The 15,290-nt window shown below is 71.8% G+C and carries 16 protein-coding genes; 9 read left to right on the plus strand and 7 right to left on the minus strand.

The features are described 5' to 3' along the window. Positions 1 to 53 precede the first annotated feature (53 nt). Positions 54 to 1,025, plus strand: coding sequence for a hypothetical protein (locus tag OQ02_RS20555; protein ID WP_033440179.1), 972 nt, complete (start codon positions 54 to 56; stop codon positions 1,023 to 1,025). Here OQ02_RS20555 and OQ02_RS20560 read toward each other — a convergent pair. Beyond that, positions 1,022 to 1,861, minus strand: a complete 840-nt coding sequence (locus OQ02_RS20560; RefSeq protein WP_033440121.1) for a hypothetical protein — start codon at positions 1,859 to 1,861, stop codon at positions 1,022 to 1,024. The two genes, OQ02_RS20555 and OQ02_RS20560, sit on opposite strands and share 4 nt — an antisense overlap. Before the next feature lie 28 nt (positions 1,862 to 1,889). After that, a complete protein-coding gene (locus tag OQ02_RS20565) occupies positions 1,890 to 2,558 on the minus strand; it encodes a metallophosphoesterase family protein (protein ID WP_033440122.1) in 669 nt (222 codons plus the stop codon). 105 nt (positions 2,559 to 2,663) lie between these two features. On the opposite strand from OQ02_RS20565, the gene OQ02_RS20570 reads away from it, so the two are divergent. Continuing rightward, a complete protein-coding gene (locus tag OQ02_RS20570; RefSeq protein WP_033440123.1) occupies positions 2,664 to 3,749 on the plus strand; it encodes a DUF2332 domain-containing protein in 1,086 nt (361 codons plus the stop codon). A gap of 157 nt (positions 3,750 to 3,906) precedes the next feature. Here the strand turns inward: OQ02_RS20570 and corA are convergent, their stop codons facing one another. Next, entirely contained in the window at positions 3,907 to 4,983 is a 1,077-nt protein-coding gene (gene corA / locus OQ02_RS20575) for a magnesium/cobalt transporter CorA (RefSeq protein WP_033440124.1), read from the minus strand. A 290-nt stretch (positions 4,984 to 5,273) separates the two neighbouring features. On the opposite strand from corA, the gene OQ02_RS20580 reads away from it, so the two are divergent. Together OQ02_RS20580 and OQ02_RS20585 are read left to right on the plus strand one after the other, a co-directional pair. After that, positions 5,274 to 5,777, plus strand: a complete 504-nt coding sequence (locus OQ02_RS20580) for a MaoC family dehydratase (RefSeq protein WP_033440125.1) — start codon at positions 5,274 to 5,276, stop codon at positions 5,775 to 5,777. Position 5,778: 1 nt separating this feature from the next. After that, positions 5,779 to 6,864: a DUF2332 domain-containing protein gene (locus tag OQ02_RS20585; protein WP_033440126.1), complete on the plus strand. Its 1,086-nt coding sequence runs from the start codon at positions 5,779 to 5,781 to the stop codon at positions 6,862 to 6,864. A gap of 27 nt (positions 6,865 to 6,891) precedes the next feature. Here the strand turns inward: OQ02_RS20585 and OQ02_RS20590 are convergent, their stop codons facing one another. Further along, positions 6,892 to 7,305, minus strand: coding sequence for an NUDIX hydrolase (locus tag OQ02_RS20590; protein ID WP_033440180.1), 414 nt, complete (start codon positions 7,303 to 7,305; stop codon positions 6,892 to 6,894). A 143-nt stretch (positions 7,306 to 7,448) separates the two neighbouring features. Here OQ02_RS20590 and OQ02_RS44855 point away from each other — a divergent pair, with 143 nt between their 5' ends. The 5 genes from OQ02_RS44855 to OQ02_RS20610 all read left to right on the plus strand — a co-directional run bounded on the left by OQ02_RS44855 (position 7,449) and on the right by OQ02_RS20610 (position 10,838). Further along, positions 7,449 to 7,607, plus strand: a complete 159-nt coding sequence (locus OQ02_RS44855; protein ID WP_197043411.1) for a hypothetical protein — start codon at positions 7,449 to 7,451, stop codon at positions 7,605 to 7,607. Between the two features lie 38 nt (positions 7,608 to 7,645). Continuing rightward, a complete protein-coding gene (locus tag OQ02_RS20595; RefSeq protein ID WP_033440127.1) occupies positions 7,646 to 8,212 on the plus strand; it encodes a PH domain-containing protein in 567 nt (188 codons plus the stop codon). Positions 8,213 to 8,264: 52 nt separating this feature from the next. Continuing rightward, on the plus strand, positions 8,265 to 9,122 hold the full coding sequence (locus OQ02_RS20600; RefSeq protein ID WP_033440128.1) for a PHP domain-containing protein: 858 nt from the start codon (positions 8,265 to 8,267) through the stop codon (positions 9,120 to 9,122). A 563-nt stretch (positions 9,123 to 9,685) separates the two neighbouring features. Further along, on the plus strand, positions 9,686 to 10,525 hold the full coding sequence (locus tag OQ02_RS20605) for a RecB family exonuclease (protein ID WP_033440129.1): 840 nt from the start codon (positions 9,686 to 9,688) through the stop codon (positions 10,523 to 10,525). Positions 10,526 to 10,535: 10 nt separating this feature from the next. Then, positions 10,536 to 10,838 carry a hypothetical protein gene (locus OQ02_RS20610; RefSeq protein ID WP_033440130.1) on the plus strand — a complete coding sequence of 101 codons (303 nt, stop codon included), beginning with the start codon at positions 10,536 to 10,538 and terminating at the stop codon, positions 10,836 to 10,838. A 10-nt stretch (positions 10,839 to 10,848) separates the two neighbouring features. On the opposite strand, the gene OQ02_RS20615 is transcribed toward OQ02_RS20610, so the two are convergent. The 3 genes from OQ02_RS20615 to OQ02_RS20625 all read right to left on the minus strand — a co-directional run bounded on the left by OQ02_RS20615 (position 10,849) and on the right by OQ02_RS20625 (position 15,021). After that, on the minus strand, positions 10,849 to 11,721 hold the full coding sequence (locus tag OQ02_RS20615) for an alpha/beta fold hydrolase (RefSeq protein ID WP_033440131.1): 873 nt from the start codon (positions 11,719 to 11,721) through the stop codon (positions 10,849 to 10,851). Positions 11,722 to 11,823: 102 nt separating this feature from the next. Next, positions 11,824 to 13,140: an Rv3212 family protein gene (locus OQ02_RS20620; RefSeq protein ID WP_231500131.1), complete on the minus strand. Its 1,317-nt coding sequence runs from the start codon at positions 13,138 to 13,140 to the stop codon at positions 11,824 to 11,826. Positions 13,141 to 13,350: 210 nt separating this feature from the next. After that, positions 13,351 to 15,021, minus strand: coding sequence for a DEAD/DEAH box helicase (locus OQ02_RS20625; RefSeq protein ID WP_033440182.1), 1,671 nt, complete (start codon positions 15,019 to 15,021; stop codon positions 13,351 to 13,353). Positions 15,022 to 15,290: the final 269 nt, after the last annotated feature.

The raw sequence follows: 15,290 nt of genomic DNA on the forward strand, positions 1-15,290 counted from the left end.
CACTCCTTCGGGTGATCGCCGGATCGTCGGACCCGCCTGTCACGATGCTGGACATGGGTGGACGCACACCTCGTGTCACGGACTGGCGGCTGGTGGTGCAGTCGCGGCTCGACCGCGTCCGCGCCGACCTGGCCGCCCTCGGACCGCCGGACCCGCTCGACCAGGAGAGCCAGGAGTGGCGTGCGGTGGCGGAGCAGGAGGCCGCCGTGGTCGAGGACATGATCACGCGCGCCGAGTCGCGGTGGCGCACGGTCGCGTCGTGGTGGTCCGGGTGGCACATCGAGCGCGCTTGGCGGTCCCTGCACGAAGCGGAGATCGCGGTGGTGGCGGCGGGCAACGGGTTCCTGGGGCGGCTGCCCGGCCTCAAGGCCCGCGTGGCGGAGAACCTGCCCGACGACGACCCGCGACGGGCCGCGCTGGAGGAGATGCGGCCGGGCGAGTACCCGCTGGCCATCGAACGCGAACTCGTGGTCGACGCGCTCCGGGCCGCGTTCGACGCGTCCGACTTCGCCCACGCCGGCTCGCGAGCCCTGCGGAACAAGCTGATCGCGACGTCGGTGGTGCTGTTCGTGGTCAACACCGTCCTGGGCGTCGTCGGCCTGGTCGAACCCGGTCTGATCCCGATGTGCGTCGGCTCGGAGAAGCTGCCGACGGTGTGCCCGTCGGGCAAGGGCGCGGCCGGGACGGACGTGTGGCTGGTCCAGGTGCTCGGGGCGTTCGGCGCGGTGCTGTCGGCGGTCGTGCTGCTCCTGCGGCGACGCCCCAGCCTCTCCCCGTACGTGATGGTCGGCTACCAGGCCCTGATCAAGGTGCAGCTGGGTGCGGCGCTGGCGGTGGTCGGCATCCTCGCCCTCGGCGCCGGGGTGACGACCGGCCTCATCGGCGTGGCCTCCCAGGCCGCCCTGCTCCTCTGGGCCGTCATCCTCGGCTACGGCCAGCAGGTGGCCACACGGCTGCTGGACACCTACACGGACCGGGTGATGGACCAGGCCCGCCCACTGCCCAAGCTGGAACGCCAGCGCTAGCGGCGCGAGCGGAGCGTCGTGATGACGTCCTGATCCCACCGGTGCGTGCGGATCAGGCGGTAGCGCTCGGCCGCGACCCACATGTACGCCTCGGTCTCCGTCCGGTCGCCGACCAGCTCCGCCTGCCGCAGCATCGCCACCACCGGCACGTACTCCTCCTCGTACCACCGCTTGGCCACCGCCGCCCGGTCCAGGAACGCGCCCTCGTCCTGCATCAGCCGGAACCCCCACGCCTCCACGTTCTCGCCCAGCTCCGCGTACTCCCACGGGTCCGACAGCACGACCGCCGCCCGCGCCTCCCCGCCCAGCGGCACCCGTTCCAGGAACAGCCGCCGGTAGTCCTTCACGATCAGGTCGCCCCGGTGCCGGATGCCGTGCGCCGGTATCCGCGTGACGACCTCCGTCACGTACGCGTCGATGACGTCCAGCCCCAACGCGTGCGCGACCGACACCCGGTGGTGCCCGTCGTGGACGAAGTGCAGGTCACCGACCCGGTACACCTCGATCGGGGGCACCGCCTCACCCCGCCGCTGGGCCAGCGCCAGCCGCTGCCACCGCTCCCGCACGCGCGCCGACGTCGGCCGGAACCGGCGGTCGAAGTCACGGGTCCGGTCCACGCTGCCGACGATCGAGTCCAGCCTGATCGTCCGCAACCCCAGCCGCCGCTCGCTGAGCATCCCCAGCGCCTCCACCACCTCGTGGAACGGCAGCATGATGTTCACGTCGTCCGGCTCCCGGCGCAGCCACGTCGCCAGCCGCGACATCACCTGCCGACGGCGGGCGCGCAGGAAGTCGTTCTCCGCGTCCGCCTTGGGGAACCCGGTGTCACGGGGCACGGCACTCCTCCGATCGGGCCGGTACGGGCTAGCGAGAGCGGTCGCCAGGAGGGACGTCGAGCACCTTGCAGCCCACCACGTTCACCACCCGGGTCGAGTCGAGCATCCGGTCCTCCTTCACGGCGCCGTGCGGGTGGATGTGCCCGTGCAGCATCAACGGCGGACGCAGTCGCCGCACGGCGTCGTGCAGGCACGCGAAGCCCCGGTGCGGCGGATCGGGCTCGTCACCGCAGTCCAGCGGAGGGGAGTGGGTGAGCAGCACGTCCACCCCGCGCCCGTCGCGCCACCGCCGCCACCGCGCGGCCCGCACCACCCGCCGCGCCCGCCGTGCCTGCTGCCGCTCGGTCCACTGGTTCGGCCCGCCGCTGTACCGGATCGATCCACCGAGCCCCGCGATCCGCAGCCCGGCCACGTCCACCACCCGCTCGTCCGCGTTCACGCCGCCCACCGGGCCGGGCCACCGCGCCGGGAGGCCCGCCTTGGTCCACAGGCCCCGGACCTTGGCGTATCCCGTCAGGTCGACGTCGTGGTTGCCCGGCACGAACACGCACGGCCGGTCCAGCGCGCTCGCCAGGAACTCCAGGTAGTCGAACGGCAGGTCACCGGCCGCGACGATCAGGTCCACCTCGTGCCGGCGCACCCGGTCGGTCCACAGCTGCTCGACGACCTCGTCCGACACCGCGAGCACCTTCGGCATCCACCGAGCCTAAGCGCTCCCGCCGGGTGGGACACCTCGCCGGAGAAGGGTGAAACCACCCTTCTCCTCCTGCCGCACAAGGGAAATCGGGCTACCGTCACGGGTGTGCTCGCCGAGTTGTTCCTCGACGCGTCCCGCGCCTGCCACGTCCACAGCCCGCTCACCCACTCCCTGCTGGTGTCGGCCGCGGAAGACCTGGCGCGCGGGGGCGTCACCGCGCGGGTCATGGCGGGCGCCGAGTGCGACCGCCACGGCACCGTGCCCGGTCTCCGGTTCGCGGGCGCCCTGCACCGGCTGGTCCTCGAAGGACGGGCGCCGACCCTCGCGAAGCACTACCCGACGGCAGGCGGCAGGCCCGACCTGGACACGTTGTGGGAGGACGCCCTGCCGGTGCTGCACGAGCACACCGACGAGCTGCACGCCCTGGTCACGTCCACCGTCGTGCAGACGAACGAGCCGGGCCGCAGCGCACCGCTGTTCGGCGGCCTCCAGACCGCCACCCACCTGGCCGCCCTCGAAGCGGACCGCCGCGCCACGTTCGCGATCCGGCTGCTGGAGGTCGGCGCGTCCGGCGGCCTGAACCTCCGGCCGCACCGCATCGCCTACCGGGCGGACGGCGTCACGTACGGCGACCGGCACAGCCCGTTCGTGCTCGACCCGAGGTGGACCGGCCGCCCACCGGTCGACTTCGCCCACAACCTGCGCCTGGTCCGGCGGGCCGGCTGCGACGTCAGCCCGGTGGACGTGTCCACAGAGGACGGGCGGCTGCACCTGTCGTCGTTCGTGTGGGCCGACCAGCCGGCGCGCTTCGACCGCCTCCAGACCGCCCTGGACCTGGCCCGGCTCGACCCGGTGCCGGTCCAGCGGGCGACCGGCCCGGAGTGGCTGGCCGACCAGCTGGCCCGACCGGAGCGCGACGTGCTGACCGTCGTGTGGCACTCGGTGGTCTGGCAGTACGCGTCACCGGCCGACCGGGCCATGGGCCGGGCCATCCTCGCCGACGCCGCCGCCCGCGCCACCCGGATGGCGCCGCTCGCCCTGCTCGTCTACGAGCCGCGGCGCACGCACATGGCGGACAAGTACGAGTTCCAGCTCCTGCTCAAGCTGTGGCCGGCGGGTGTCTCGCTGCGCCTGGGCACGGGCGTGGGCCACGGCATCCCGTTCTCGTGGGACACCCAGCCCTGGAACTGAGTCGGGTCGCGCCGCCTCCGAGCCCTCAGTGGCCGTTGGCGATCAGCAGGGTCACCGTGGTGAGCCAGCCGAGCAGGAACGTGAGCACCCAGAAGCGGGGGTTGGAGAACATCCTGGTCATGTCGGAACATCCCGTCGCGGGAAGGGGAAGGGGGACTCAGAGCCAGCGGTTGCGACGGAATATTCGGTACAGCGTGAGGCAGACGGCGATGATCATCGAGATCACCAGGGGGTAGCCGTAGCGCCAGCGCAGCTCGGGCATGTGGTCGAAGTTCATGCCGTACACGCCGACCACCATGGTCGGCACGGAGATGATGGCCACCCACGCGGCGAGCTTGCGCATGTCCGAGTTCTGCTGCAGCGTGATCTTCGCCAGCACCGCGTTGACCAGCGTGGTCAGCAGCTCGTCGAAGTTGATCACGCGCTCGGACACCTCGGTGAGGTGGTCGTCGACGTCGCGGAAGTACGAGCGCACCTGCTCCGGGATCAGCGGCGTGTAGCCCTCCGCGAGCCGGCGCAGCGGCACGGCCAGCGGCATCACCGCCCGGCGCAGCTCCAGCACCTCGCGCTTCATCAGGTAGATCTGGTCGGCGCTGACCCGGCTGCGCGGCTGGAAGACCAGCGCCTCCATCTGGTCGATGTCGTCCTCGATGTTGTCGGTGACGTCGAGGTAGTTGTCGACCACGTGGTCGGCGATCGAGTACAGGACCGCGGCCGGACCGCTGCGCAGCCGCTCGGTCTCCTCCTCCAGCTCGCGCCGCACCGCCGCGAGGCCCGAGTGGTTGCCGTGCCGCACCGTCACCACGAAGTCCCGACCGAGGAACACCATGATCTCGCCGCTCTCGACGATCTCGTTGGCCGTGTCCGGTGACGCGTTCTGGATGTACCGCACGGTCTTGAGCACCATGAAGAGCGTGTTGTCGTAACGCTCCAGCTTGGGCCGCTGGTGGGCGTGCACGGCGTCCTCGACGGCCAGCTCGTGCAACCCGAACGTGTCCGCGACGCCCTGGATCTGCTCCTCGTCGGGCTCGTGCAGCCCGATCCAGACGAACCCCTCGCCGCGCTTGCGCACTTCCTCGACCGCGTCGGTGTGCGTCCAGCGGCCCGGCAGGCGTGCGCCGTCGATGTAGACGCCGCAGTCGACCACGTACGCCGAAAGCGGCATGGGGATGGGCGGTGCGGGGCGTTCCGGGGCACGGCCTCTCAGGCCGCCGAGGGAAGGCAGGTTGCGCACAGGGGTCCTCCAGGTGGGGAGCGTCGACTCGACGAACGACGACGGCACGTCCCCGACCGGTACCGCTGGGCCTAGCTGTGGAAAGCCGGCTCCCCGATGAGGACGCGCGAGGTACTCGCAGGATGGGGGTCGTTACTCATCGGTAGCCCTCACCTCCTCGGGTCAGCCGTCCGCGGCGGTGTAGTCGCTCACAGACCAGTTGCCGAGGGTACTCCCCCGGTGCTCACACTGTCGTCCCGGTCGAAGGGGTCTTCGATCACACGGGGAACAGCCAGCCAACGGAGGCGTGCGTGCAGTTCGGGCGTTACTACGAGGAGTTCGAGGTCGGCGCGGTCTACAAGCACTGGCCCGGGAAGACGGTCACCGAGTACGACGACCACCTGTTCTGCCTGCTGACCATGAACCACCACCCGCTGCACATGGACGCGCACTACGCGGCGGAGACGACCGACTTCGGCAAGAACGTGGTCGTGGGCAACTACGTGTACTCGCTGCTGCTGGGCATGTCCGTGCCGGACGTGTCGGGCAAGGCGATCGCGAACCTGGAGGTCGAGTCGCTCAAGCACGTCAAGCCGACCTTCCACGGTGACACCATCTACGGTGAGACCGAGGTGCTGGACAAGACGCCGTCGAAGTCCAAGGACGACCGCGGCGTGGTCTACGTCGAGACCCGCGGGTACAAACAGGATGGAACGGTCGTCTGCGTGTTCCGCCGGAAGGTCATGGTGCCCAAGCGCTCCTACGGCGACGCACGCGGCGGCGAGCAGCCGGGCAGGCCCGAACCCAAGGAGTGACGTGACCTCGCTGGATCTGGTGCGGCAACGACTGGCCGGGTTCGCCCAGCGGGAGGCGCACGGCGTTTCCCCGCTCTACGAGCACCTGGCTTCGCACGCCGCCGACGATCCGGAGGTCGCCGGTCTGCTGACCGCCGCCCCGGAGCGGTTCGCGCACGCGACCCTGCTCCTGGCGGCGGCGCACCGGCTGGTGCAGGCCGAGCCGTACCACGCGCTGTCGAACTACTACCCGTCCCTCGGCGGCACTTACGGCGCGGACGAGAACACGTGGCCGCTGTTCCGCACCTTCGTGCTGGACCGGGCGGACCGGATGCGGGCGCTGATCTCCAGTCGCAGCACCCAGACCAACGAGGTGCGCCGGGCCGCGCTGCTCTACCCGGCGCTGGCGCAGGTCAAGGGACCGGTCGGGCTGCTGGAGGTCGGCTGCTCGGCCGGTCTGCTGCTGGGGCTGGACCAGTACGGCTACCGCTACCAGACCGAGCAGGCCGGGCAGCTGGTCGCCGGACCGGCGAAGGCGGCGCTCGGGCTGCACTGCGCGCTGGAGGCGGCGCCCGGCGCGGAACTGCCGAAGATCCCCAAGACGGTGAAGGTCGCGGCCAAGGTGGGGTTGGACCGGGCGCCCGCCGACCTGACCGACGAGGACACGTACGCGTGGCTCGAAGCGTGCGTGTGGGCGGACCAGCCGGAGCGGCTGCGGCTGTTCGGCGTGGCCGCGACCGTGCAGCGGAAGTCGCCGCCGGAGTTCGTCGTCGGTGATGCGGTGGCGGACCTCGGGAAGGCCGCCGACCGCGTGCCCGCCGACCTGCCGCTGGTGGTGCTGACCAGCAACGTCCTGCCGTACGTGCCGGGGGAGGAGTTCGTCCGGGCGCTGAGCGCGCTGGACCGCCCGGTGTGGTGGTTGAGCCACGAGGGGTACGCGGCGGGGCTGGTGCACGTCCTGCCGGGGCGGGAAGACCTGCGGCCCGGCCCGGACGAGCAGGCGTTCGGCGTGGTGGGCCTGGTCCGGGTCGAGGACGGCGAGGTCCGGTCGGCGCGGGCGTTGGCCAAGACCGCGCTGCACGGCCAGCGGCTGACCTGGCTGCCGTGATCGTGTCACCCGATCGGGCGAAGTTGATCAAACCCTGGGCAGCTGACCCCACGCCCTGAGGGTGTCGTGGAGCATCTCGACCAGTGGGAGTGTGGCCAAGATCGCAGCGTCGGCCCAGCGGGCGTCCGATGCGTCGTCGCCCGCTCGGAGGACGCCGGATCGCACCTGGCAGGCGTAGTCGTGGATCTCGTAGAGCCCGTGCGGCGCCGGACGGGTGACGCTGCCGATCAACGCCCCGACTGTCACGGAGAGTCCTGTTTCCTCCAGAAGTTCCCGCATAATTGCGGTCTCGTCGGATTCGCCGCTCTCGACTCGGCCGCCCGGCAACGACCACAGTCCCTCACCTGGGGGATTGCTGCGACGCACGAGCAGCAGTCGCCCGTTCGTGTCATGCACGATCGCGCCAACGCAGCGGATCCGAAGCCCTCTTTCGGTCGTCACGATCACCGAGCGTAGTCACACCGGGTTGGCGGTGCAGCACGCTGACCCAAGTGCGGTACAAATCTCCCGACGTGTCGCGGAGTGCGGTACAACGGTTTTCACTGGCGCCAAACGGGTGCGGTAGCGAACGGGAGTTGATCACCGTGAATCTGAAGAAGATTCTCACTTTCGCCGGGGTCGGCTTGGTCCTGTTCTTCCTCATCGCGGAACCTCAGCAGGCTGCCCAACTCGTGCACAACATCCTGGGCACCCTCCAGACGGCCGCTGAGGCGCTCATCACCTTCGTGAAACAATTGTTCTGAGTCGCCCGACTCCTCCCCCACGGCGAGAGGTCGCAGGCATGTTCGCACCACGTGACCCCGACGAGTACCTGCTCCCCACGGAGCGTCGGGTCATCCGGGTACGCAGGCACTGGAGCAGCCTGCTCTGGGATCTCCTCGAAGCAGGCGCTCTGCTGGCCGGCGCGATGATGATCTCCTACCTGCTGCCGGACAGCGCGGGGATCATGATCATCCAGAACATCCTCTGGTACGCCTCGCTGTTCGTGCTGCTCAGGCTGGCCTACTTCGTCATGGAGTGGTGGGTGGAGCGGATCGTCGTCACCGACAAGAGGTTCATGATCTCCTCGGGGGTGTTCGAGACCAAGGTCGCCATGATGCCGATCAGCAAGGTCACCGACCTGACCTACGAGCGCTCGGTGCTCGGGCGCATGTTCGGCTTCGGCACCCTGGTCGTCGAGTCGGCCGGTCAGATCCAGGCGTTGAACCGGATCGAGTACCTGCCGAACCCCGAGGAGGTCTACGACGCCATCTCGGAGTTGACCTTCGGTGACAAGAAGGCCCAGGCGGAGCGGTTCTCGATGATCAAGGCGCAACGGGCGGCGCGCGGCAAGAAGATGGTGCCGTGAGCCAGGCGGCGGGCGCCGGCGCCGGCGGAATGCCGTAGTAGAGACTGGCGCGGTGCGCATCGACCTGCACACCCACTCGACCGAGTCCGACGGCACCGACACGCCCGCGGAGTTGGTGGCGGCTGCTGCCGCCGCCGGCTTGGGCGCGGTCGCGCTCACCGACCACGACACCGCTGCCGGCTGGGCGGAGGCGGCCGACGCGCTGCCACCCGGCTTGAAGCTGGTACGCGGCGCGGAGCTGTCGTGTGCGTCCGACGACGGCCGGGGCAGGGTCATCACCGTCCACCTGCTCGCCTACCTGTACGACCCGACCTCGCCCGCGTTGGTGGAGGAGCAGTTGCGGCTGCGCCTCGAACGACGGCACCGACTGCGCCGGATGGCGGAGCGGATGGTCGAGGACGGCTTCCCGATCGACCCGGACGAGCTGATGGCGGCCATGCCGACCGACGCGCCCGCCGGCCGTCCGCACCTCGCCATGGCGTTGATCAGGGCCGGCGTGGTGGCGACCGTGGACGAGGCGTTCGCCCGGTACCTGACCGGCGGCCGGTACTACGTGCCGCGGACCGACACGCCCGTGGCGCGGGCCATCGAGATGATCACCGAGGCGGGTGGGGTGACGGTGCTCGCGCACCCGTTCGCGCTGTCCCGGGGGCCGATCGTCACCGACGAGGTGGTGGCCGACCTCGCGGGGCTCGGGCTGGCCGGTGTCGAGGTGGACCACCCGGACCACGACCTGCCGACCAGGGTGCGGCTGCGCGGGCTGGCGGGGGAGTTGGGGCTGCTGACCACCGGGTCCAGCGACTACCACGGCACGAACAAGACGGTGCGGCTCGGCGCGGAGACCACGTCGCCGGAGGTGCTGGACGCCCTGGCCGACCGGGCCACCGGCTGCAAGATCATCGTCGGCTGACCCGACCCGCCGCCCGGGGGCGCGGCCTCCACCAACGCACACCCACGCGGTTCGGGGAGCGGCCTTCACCGGCGCGCCGCCACCCCGCCCAGGAAGCGCGGTTTCCACCGGTGCGCTGCCACCCCGCCCGGCGAGCCTGGCCTCTGCCGGTGCGCGGCAACGCCGCCCGGGATGTGCGGCCCTCTGCCGGTGCGCGGCCACACCGTCGGGTGAGCGCGGCCTGCACCGACACGCTGCCAGCCCGCCTGGGAAGCGAGGTCTCTGCCGGTGCGCGGCCACGCTGCCTGGCGAGCCTGGTCTCTGCCGGTGCGCGGCACCGCCATCCGGCGAGCGAGGTCCCCGCCGACGCCCGGCCACGCCGCCCGGGGCGTGCGGCCTCCGCCAACCACCGACGCGAGGTCGCGTCGATCGTTCGCGACTGGTTTCCGGCGATCACGCCCTTCGATCGCCGGAAACCAGTCGCGAGCGGTCGACTTCCAGGCGACCGAGCCCGCGACGCCGAAGGCGGCGCCATCCAACGCCGCAATCCAACACCGTCGGACCCCTTGAGTAGCGTTGCCCTCGTGCAGGAACAGCTGGGGTTCGACTTCGGCGCGATGCCGAAGAAGCTCGTGCGGGTGACACCGGCGAAGCTCGCGACGTGGGCCGACTGCCCGCGTCGGTTTCGCATGGCCTACCTCGACCGGCCGTCGCCGCCGCGTGGTGGGGCGTGGGCGCACAACACCCTCGGCGCGGTGGTGCACAACGCGTTGAAGGCGCTGTTCGACCTGCCCGTCCAGCGGCGCACCCCGGAGCAGGCGGTCGCGTTGCTGCACCGGCAGTGGAAGAACGAGGGCTTCCGGGACGCCGAGCAGGCGGGCGTCTACCGGGACCGCGCGGTCGGGTGGGTGCGCGACTACGTCACCGGCATCGACACGTCCATCGAACCGGTCGGCATCGAGCGGTGGGTGTCCACGCCGACGTCGAAGATCGTCGCGGAGGGCCGAGTCGACCGGATCGACCTGCGCGACGGCGAGCTGGTGATCGTCGACTACAAGACCGGGCGGCACGCGCTGACGGTGGACGACGCGCGGGGCTCGCAGGCGTTGGCCCTGTACGCGCTGGCCGCGCGGCGGACGTTGCGCAAGCCGTGCCACCGGGTGGAGCTGCACCACCTGCCGTCGGGCTCGGTGGCGGTGTGGGAGCACACCGAGGAGAGCCTGGCGCGGCACGTGACGCGGGCCGAGGAGGCGGCGGACGAGTTGGCGCTGGCCACCGACACCCTCGCCGCCGGCGGTGACCCGGAGATCCTCTTCCCGCCGCGCACCGGCAACCAGTGCACGTGGTGCGACTTCCGCCGTTCCTGCCCGGAGGGTCAGCGGGCATCGCCGGCGATCGACCCGTGGGCGTTGCTCGCGCCGTAGAGTTGGCCGGGTGACGATCGTGGACAGCAGACCCGAACCGCGCCTGGCGAGGCTGTGGCGAGGCGTCAGCGGCGCCTTGGCCGTCGGCTTGGTGCTGTTGGCGTTGGCGATGATCGGCGTGCAGGTCTACGCCGGCGCCCACGACCTGCCGGGCCCCGGGTTCGGCGTGGTGGTCGGGCACGTGGTGGCGGCCGTCGCGGCGGTGGTGGCCCAGGTGGTCGCCGACCGGCGGAAGGGCTGGCCGGTGACGGTGTGCGGCCTGGTGGTCGTGCTGCTGGTCGCGGTGACGCTGTGGGTGTTCTGGTGGGCGTGACCCCGCGTCCCTAGTCCAGCCAGGCGCGCCAGGTCGGCAGCAGGGTGGCCAGCAGGGCGTCCGGCGCCTCGGTGTTCGGTGAGTGCATGACGCCGGGCAGCACGGCGAAGTCGGCGTCCAGGCGCTCGGCCATGTCCCGCTGGCTCGCCGCGGACCAGGCGTCGTCGAACTCGCCGCACACCACCAGGCACGGGATGCAGGACGTGCGTGCGACGCGGGCCAGCTTGGCGACCAGGTCCGGTTCCGAGCGCAGCGCCTCGCCCATGCCGAGCAGGCCGACGGGGGACGAGCGGACGAACCGCTCGCGGTAGAAGTCCTTGAGCTCCTGCGGGATGAGCTGCCAGCGCGGGTTCAGCGCCTGGCGGGCCTCGTGCACCTGCTGCGACGCCTCGACGCCCTGCTCGCGGAGCACGTTCTCGCCGTAGTCGAGGGCGGTGCGGCGTTCACCGGGCGGCAGTTCGGACGGCCCGGACGCGAGGAGCGTCAACCCCGACACGGGGGCGCCCGCCAGCACCGCGCCGCGGGCGACGAGTCCACCGAACGAGTGGCCGAGCAGGAGCACGCGTCTGCCCTCGGTGGTCAGCTTCGCGACCAGGTCGGCGATCACCGTGCCGAGGGCGGCGGGCCGGTAGTCGGGTTCCGCCACGGGGCCGACCGATTCGTACTGGCCGGGCAGGTCGACGGCGACGACCTCGAGACCGGCGTCGGCGATCGGGTCGAGCAGCGGCGCGAAGTCCTCTTTGGACCCGGTGTAGCCGGGCACGAGCAGCGCGGTGGCGCCGAGGTCATGCCCGGCGGCGGGCGCGCGGAGGGCCGCGATCGGGCCGTGCCGGCCGGGCAGGTCCACGCGTTCCGCGCGGTGCGGGCTGAACTGCGAGTGCACGTCTCGCAGTCTGCCCCACCGGCCGCGCGGGCGCTGACGCCTTTCCGCAGTGCCCGCGCGGTGTTCACCACTTCCGCGCCGACACGCCGCCCGTCTTTCGGGCTATCGGAGTGCGACGAGCGTGTCGCCGCGCTGCTCCAGCACGATCGGACCCTCGGTGGCCATCTCGATCGGCCCGGTGTAGCCGTCGCGGTCGACCGGGATCGCGCCGGCTTCCTGGCCGGTGACCTGGTCGAGCACCTTCAGCCCGGTCGCGACCGGCAGCAGCAGGTGGCCGGCGAGCGTGGTGCCCGGACCGAGGGTGCCTTCCACGGTCCACAGCGGGTTCAGGTCGACCGGCGACAGCGCGATCGTCCTCGACCCGGTGAACCAGTAGATGTTCGCGGTGCTGGTGAAGGTCGACGCGACCCGGCCCGGCGGGTCGCCCGCGAGCTCGTCGGCGCTGACGTCCACCGGGTACGACGCCACCAGGGCGGCGGTGTCGGCGTCGAACACCACGATCCGGCCCGGCACGGCCACCGCGACGCGGGTCGCCGTCACCGCGATCACCCGGCTGTTCTTCTCGCCGGTGACCGTCGTGCTGATGACCTGCGGTTCGTCGGACTTCTCGGGGTTCGGCTTGAGCACGGTGATGCGGTCGGACGGGTCCAGCGCGGGGCAGCGCTCGATCAGCGCGATCTTGCCGCCGGTGACCGCGAACGAGCCGTACGTGCAGCCGGTGCGCGGCTGCTTGTTGGGGTTCACGATGGCGCGCAGCGTGCCGTACTCCAGCGAGCGGACCAGGTCGTCGCGGCGGTAGACCTCGACGAAGTCGCCGCCGGTGGTGAGCACGTGCGAACCCTCGTCCAGCAGGCGGGTGCCGGGTTCGGCATCGCCGTTGCGCTGCGGGCCGCGCTTGCCGGAGCCGACTTCGAGGGTGGTGACCTCGGAGCAGTTGGTCCCCTTGCTGTGCACCGCGAACACCCGGCCCCAGGCCGTGGTGACGGTGCACAGGGGCCAGTCGCGGGCGTAGCGCCAGCGGACCTCGCCGCTCAGCGCGTCGCGGCCGACGACCTCTCCGCCGTCACCGGTGACCACGACCGAGTCAAGGTGGACCGGGGCGGGCGTCGCGCCGCTGGGCGCGCGCCAGCTCTCGGACAGCGAGGGCGGCATCGCGGTGACCGGTACCAGCGGGGTGACCTCGGTCGGGCCGGTCTGGCTGACGGTGTTGCGGGCGTCGCCGGTGAACCACAGGACGAGGCTCGCCACCAGCACGCCGACCACGACCACGGCCAGGCCGATGAAGTCGCCCCTGGTGCGCCACGACCGGGCCGGCAGCGGTTCCGGGGTGTGGTCGTCCTGCGGGTCCGCGGGCTCCGCCAGGACGTCCTCGTCCAGCACGACCTGCCCGTTCGACTCCGCCTGCTCCGGCTGGCCCACTGCCCGGCTCCCGATGGTCGGTGATCTATCGCGTTCGTCTGGCGACATGCTGCCACCACGGGGAAGAGGTCGGTGTGAGGCGGCGGCACCTCGTCCTACCCGTGGCAGGGGGAAGCCGGGCATCGGGCAGGGCAGCGCTCGGACCCGCGCTGCCCACCACGATCGTTCCGCACGGGTGTTCCGTGCTCGCCCGCACCCGGCGGTCGTGCCCTACTCGGCCGGAGCGGCTTCGCCCGACTCGCCGGTGCCCGTCGGGCGCCTGCGCCGACGTCGGCGCGGACGGTCGCCCTCGGCCGCCGACGGCTCGGTGGACGCCGACTCGGTGGGGGCCGGCGCGCCGGCGGTCACGTCGGCCGACGCCTCGGACGGCTGACCGTCGTTGCCCGGCGTCACGCCGCCACGGCTGCGGCGGCGACGGCGCGGACGGGTGCCGCCTTCGTCGCCCGAACCCGAGCCCGTGGTGCCGCTACCGCTGCCACTGCCCGCACCGGTGTCCGCCTCGGGGGCCGCGTCGCCGCCGGCCCGACCGGTGCGCTTGCGCTTGCGGGTCTTCCGGTCGCCCTTGAGGTTCTCCTCCGGTTCGGCGTCGAGGCCCGCGCGCGTGCGCTGGCCCATCGGCAGCCGACCGGTCGAACCGGACGGGATGTCCAGGTCCGCGAACAGGTGGTCCGACGTCGAGTACGTCTCCACCGGCTCAGGCTTGCCCAGGGCGAGCGTGTCGCTGATCAGCTTCCAGCGCGGCGTCTCGTCCCAGTCCACCAGCGTGACCGCGACACCCGTGCGCCCGGCGCGACCCGTGCGGCCGATGCGGTGCACGTAGGTCTTCTCGTCCTCGGGGCACTGGTAGTTGATCACGTGCGTGACGCCCTCGACGTCGATGCCGCGGGCCGCCACGTCGGTGGCCACCAGCACGTCGATCTTGCCCGAGCGGAACGCCCGCAACGCCTGCTCACGCGCGCCCTGCCCGAGGTCGCCGTGCACCGCCGCCGCCGCGAAACCGCGCTCGACCAGGTCGTCCGCCACCTTCTGCGCGGTGCGCTTGGTGCGGGTGAAGACCATCGACAGGCCGCGCTCGCGGGACTGCAGCGCGCGTGCCAGCAGCTCCAGCTTGTCGAGCGCGTGCGCCCGGTAGACGAACTGCTCGGTGCGCTCGTGGATCGCGCCCGCGTCGTTCTCCTCGGCCCGCACGTGCGTGGGCTGGTTGAGGAACGTCCGCGCCAGCGTGATGATCGGCCCCGGCATGGTCGCCGAGAACAGCATGGTCTGCCGCTCGTCGGGCACCATGCGCAGGATCCGCTCGATGTCCGGCAGGAAGCCGAGGTCCAGCATCTCGTCGGCCTCGTCCAGCACCAGGTTGCGCACCTTGCCGAGCACCAGGTGGCGCTGCTCGGCAAGGTCGAGCAGCCGGCCCGGCGTGCCGACGACCACGTCGACGCCCTTGCGCAGCGCCGCGATCTGCGGCTCGTACGGCCGGCCGCCGTAGATGGCCAGCACGCGCACGTTGAGGTGCTTCGCCGCGTCGGTCAGGTCGTGGGTGACCTGGAGGCACAGCTCGCGCGTCGGGACGACGACGAGCGCCTGCGGCGTGCCGTCACCGGGGGTGACGATCCGCTGGAGCAGCGGGACGCCGAAGCCCAGGGTCTTGCCCGTGCCGGTGCGCGCCTGGCCGATGACGTCGTCGCCGGCCAGCGCCAGCGGGAGGGTCAGCTCCTGGATGGCGAACGTGCGGTGGATGCCCGCTTCGGCCAGGGAGCGCACGATCTCCTCGCGCACCCCCAGCTCGGCGAACGTGGGGGATTCGTTCTTGACCGGGGCGTCGGCCACTAGCGGGTGCGAGGTGTCCTCGGCGGGCACACCCGCCTCGCTGTGCTCCAAGGCCACCGGGTCGATATGGGTCTCTTCGTTCGTCGCGGTCAGGGTGATCGCCTCTCTCGTACCAGCGCGCACGGCCTGTACGGGCCGCTCGACCGCGTCCACCGCCACTCGGCCGTCGCAAGGGGCCGGGCGGGTGTCGCGGGAGGGCCAGCGAGGTATGCGCGCACCCTCTCCTGGCGGCACGGTGCCGCCGCAGTTCAGCCTTCGGCACCGCGGCGAGCCCCCACTGGGCCGCGCCGCGCCGGGCGTCGACTACCGAGTCTACCCGCCGCTTG

It is taken from the genome of Saccharothrix sp. NRRL B-16314, from assembly GCF_000716595.1.
Taxonomy (GTDB): Bacteria; Actinomycetota; Actinomycetes; order Mycobacteriales; family Pseudonocardiaceae; genus Actinosynnema.

Coding starts and splice junctions, on each gene's coding strand:
- OQ02_RS20555 (WP_033440179.1), top strand. CDS start 54: ATGGGTGGACGCACACCTCGTGTCACGGACTGGCGGCTGGTGGTGCAG.
- OQ02_RS20565 (WP_033440122.1), bottom strand. CDS start 2,558: ATGCCGAAGGTGCTCGCGGTGTCGGACGAGGTCGTCGAGCAGCTGTGG.
- OQ02_RS20595 (WP_033440127.1), top strand. CDS start 7,646: ATGTTCGCACCACGTGACCCCGACGAGTACCTGCTCCCCACGGAGCGT.